This is a genomic window from Streptomyces lonarensis, from assembly GCF_012033735.1.
Lineage (GTDB): Bacteria > Actinomycetota > Actinomycetes > Streptomycetales > Streptomycetaceae > Streptomyces > Streptomyces lonarensis.
This window is the reverse complement of sequence record NZ_JAAVJD010000372.1, coordinates 1-3,378: the sequence shown is the minus strand read 5'-3', so window position 1 is coordinate 3,378 and position 3,378 is coordinate 1. Positions and strand designations below refer to the sequence as shown.

Below are 3,378 nucleotides of genomic sequence, written 5' to 3'. Positions count from 1 at the left end.
GCCCGCGGGCGGCGCGGGGGGCGGCTGCGTGGGGGCCGCGAGCGGCGGCGGGTGCGGCGGGCCGCCCGCGGCGTGTTCCCGTCCCGACGGCTGCGACGCCGATGCGGGCGGTTCGGTCCCGGCCGTCGCGGACGGCACGGTCGACGCCCTGACCTCCTCGGACACTCCCGCTCCTCTCCGACTCCGCCGCCCCCGGGCCGACGCCCGTGAGCGGCCGGGCGAGCCCGGCGTTCTCACCCGCGCCCCCATTGGACACGCCGAAACGGCTCACGTCACGGTCTTCCGGTGATCGGCCCCGTCGCGTCGCCCGGAACTTTTTTCAGGAAGGTGCGTGACGTTTCCGCCGCCCGCCGTGTCCAACCCTCGACAGGCCCCGAGGGGCGAGCATCCTTGAGCGAGAGCGAGGAGTCATGGCTACCACCACGTCCCCCGGCACCGCGGCCGACACGACCACGTCCCCCTCCGCGGGGGATCGCGCCGCGAAGTCCGGTGCCGGTGCGACCACCACCGTCAGCAACGGCACCGCCGGCGTCGACCAGCCGGCGGCCGAGCGCGGCAAGACCTCGATCGCGGACGGCGTGGTCGAGAAGATCGCGGGCATGGCGACCCGCGAGGTGCAGGGCGTCCACGCGCTGGGCGCGAACTTCGCCCGCACCCTGGGCGCCGTGCGCGACCGCGTGCCCGGCGGGCGCAGCACCAGCAGCGTCAGCAGAGGCGTCAAGGCCGAGGTCGGGCAGAAGCAGACCGCCATCGACCTCGACGTGGTCATCGAGTACGGCGTGCCGATCCACGAGGTCTCGGAGGACATCCGGGAGAACGTCATCAGCGCGCTGGAGCGGATGACCGGGCTGGAGGTCGTCGAGGTGAACATCACCGTCCACGACATCCACCTGCCCGAGGACGACGAAGAGGAAGAGCCCGAGACCGCGCGGGTGCAGTGACGTCCCGAGAGGGAGACAGCGCACCACGCGCAGGGACCGGCCGCGGGAGCTTCGGCGACCGCGGCCGCCCCGGCCGTCCGGCCGCCGGATCGCCCGGGTCGACCCGGGCGTGGAACGGGGGTGCGCCGGGCGGAGCGCGGGAACGGGTGGGCGCGGGGTTGTGACACCCACGCGCCCACCTGTCACGCGCTCCGTGACGGCGCGGGGCCCTGCCGCCCACCACCCGACCCGGCCGCACGGCGCCGCCACACGGGCCCGCGCGGTGCTGTGCCGCCCCTCCGGCGGACGGACAGCGCCGGCCGGGCACCGCAGCGAGCAACCCGCAAGCATCACGCACATCTACCAGGAGGTCACCGCGCCCGGGAGGGACGGATCAGATGGAGAACCACGGCACCACCGCAGCGGACCACCACCCGATCACCCCGCCGTACCCCGGCACCGCGGCCGACCCGGCAGTCGGTGCGGCCGCCGACCCGCCCACCGTCACTGCGGGCGACCCGACAGCGGGCGTCCTGCTCGGGGACGGCCCCGCCGCGACCGGACTCGACCTCACCTCGGTGGTGGGGACGGCGATCGCGCTGGTCGCCGCGGTCGGCCTGACGGTGGGGCTGATGGCCGCCGCGCTGCTGACCGTCGCGGCCGCTCCGCACCGCGGACCGCGACCGCCGGCCCCGGTCGGCCACTCCGGCGATGCGACCGGACCCACGGCGCCGCGGCGGGCCCGCGAGGACTCCCGGCCCGGTGACACCGGCCGGAAGTCCGTCGAAAGCGCGGACGAAAGAACCGACAAAAGCCCAGGAACGAGTACCTCCTCGCCGGTCCGGGCACAACTCAAGCTCCCCGAACCGACCACGAACGGCCTCGGAGGCGGATACTCGACCCGGTACGACAACGAAACGGCGGGCCCGCAACGGCCCGCCGGTCCACAGACGGAACGACGGATGACGACGAACAACGTGGTGAGCACCGGGACCCCGGTGACAGGCGGTGCGGAGCCCCGCCCCCTGCCAGGAGACGTCCCCGTGACAACCGGCCGTGCCGGGCGGCGATCCGACCCGGCACTGCACGACAGCGCGGCACGGGTGTGACCGGGACCTCCCGGCGGCACCGCACCGCGCGGGCCTTCGCGCCCCCGCACACCGGTCCGTACGGATGTCCCCGCCGTACGGCCCGACCCCACCGGCCGGAGTCATCCGCGCGGCGCGCCGTCCCCGGGCGCGCCGCCGGCCCGGCAGGTCACCGCTCCCGGGGATCAGGCACGACATCGGCCCGGCCGACGGGCGGAGAGCACCATGAGCGCTGAAGAACCGCGCGAAGCGGAGACCCCCACCACCGCCACCGACCCCTCCGCGTCAGAGCCCGGGCCCGCGCCCGGCGCCCCGGCCCCCGAGGACGCGGGCAAGGGATCGGCCAGGCCGCCGTGGTACCGGCGCGCCTACCCGCTCGCCCTCGCCCGGACCCCCGCCCGCATGTGGAACGACGACATCACGGACTGGGCGGCGGCCCTCACCTACTACGCCATCCTCGCGGTCTTCCCACCGCTGCTGGTCGCCGTCTCCGTCATGTCGATCACCGGCACGGAGTTCCCCCCGACCCTGATCCACCAGCTGAACTCGGTGGTCCCCAACGCCGCGCACGGCATCCTGGAGCAGGCGCTGCGGGACATGACCGACCGGCACTCCGCCGCCTGGCTGCTGGCGATCATGGGCACCGTCGGCTCGCTGTGGTTCGCCTCCAGCTACCTGGCGGTCTTCCGCCGCGCGCTCCACACCATGCACGGCACCAAGGACGTCCGCCCGCCGTGGGTGACGGCCCCCCGCATCCTCGCCGGCGCCGTCACGCTGCTCGCGCTGCTGTTCACCTGCGTGGTCGTGGTGCTGGTGAGCGGTGAGCTCTCCCGCGGCCTCGGCAGGCTGCTGGGCATGGACACCGCGGCGATCGCCGCGTGGAACGTCATGAAGTGGCCGCTGCTGCTCTGCCTGGCGACGGTGCTGGTGCTGGTGCTCTTCCGGACCGGCCCGCCCGCCACCCGGGGGCTGCGGCGCAACGGCCCGGGCGGTGCGCTGGCCGTGGTGCTCTGGCTGGCGCTCTCGGTCGGCTTCGCCGTCTACGCCTCGCTGATGGGCACCTTCACCCGGATCTACGGCTCGCTGGCCGGCATCATCGTCTTCCTGATCTGGCTGTGGCTGTCCAACCTGGCGCTGCTCACCGGTGCGCAGTTCAACGCCGAGCTGGACCGGATACGGCATCCGCGCGACGACGGGCTCGGCGGTCCGGGTGCCGCGGACACCAAGGCGGCGACGGCGCCCGGCCGGGTCCCGTTCGGCAAGGCCCGGAACGCCTCGGCGACCAGCGGCGGCGGGAAGACCGCGAGGATGGCGTAGTAGGTGAGGGCCGCCGCCCAGTCCGTGATGTCGTCGTTCCACATGCGGGCGGG

Annotated in this window: 3 protein-coding genes; all 3 read left to right on the top strand. The window is 74.7% G+C overall.

Annotated elements, in window-relative coordinates; all coding sequences use genetic code 11:
• Positions 1-410 precede the first annotated feature (410 nt).
• The 3 genes from HCN56_RS24595 (at position 411) to HCN56_RS24585 (ending at position 3,325) form a co-directional block, all read left to right on the top strand.
• A complete protein-coding gene (locus tag HCN56_RS24595) occupies positions 411-941 on the top strand; it encodes an Asp23/Gls24 family envelope stress response protein (protein ID WP_167974713.1) in 531 nt (176 codons plus the stop codon).
• A gap of 377 nt (positions 942-1,318) precedes the next feature.
• The gene (locus HCN56_RS24590) at positions 1,319-2,029 is read left to right on the top strand and encodes a hypothetical protein (protein ID WP_167974711.1); all 711 of its coding nucleotides are present in this window, start codon (positions 1,319-1,321) and stop codon (positions 2,027-2,029) included.
• A 204-nt stretch (positions 2,030-2,233) separates the two neighbouring features.
• Entirely contained in the window at positions 2,234-3,325 is a 1,092-nt protein-coding gene (locus HCN56_RS24585; protein WP_167974709.1) for a YihY/virulence factor BrkB family protein, read from the top strand.
• Positions 3,326-3,378 lie beyond the last annotated feature (53 nt).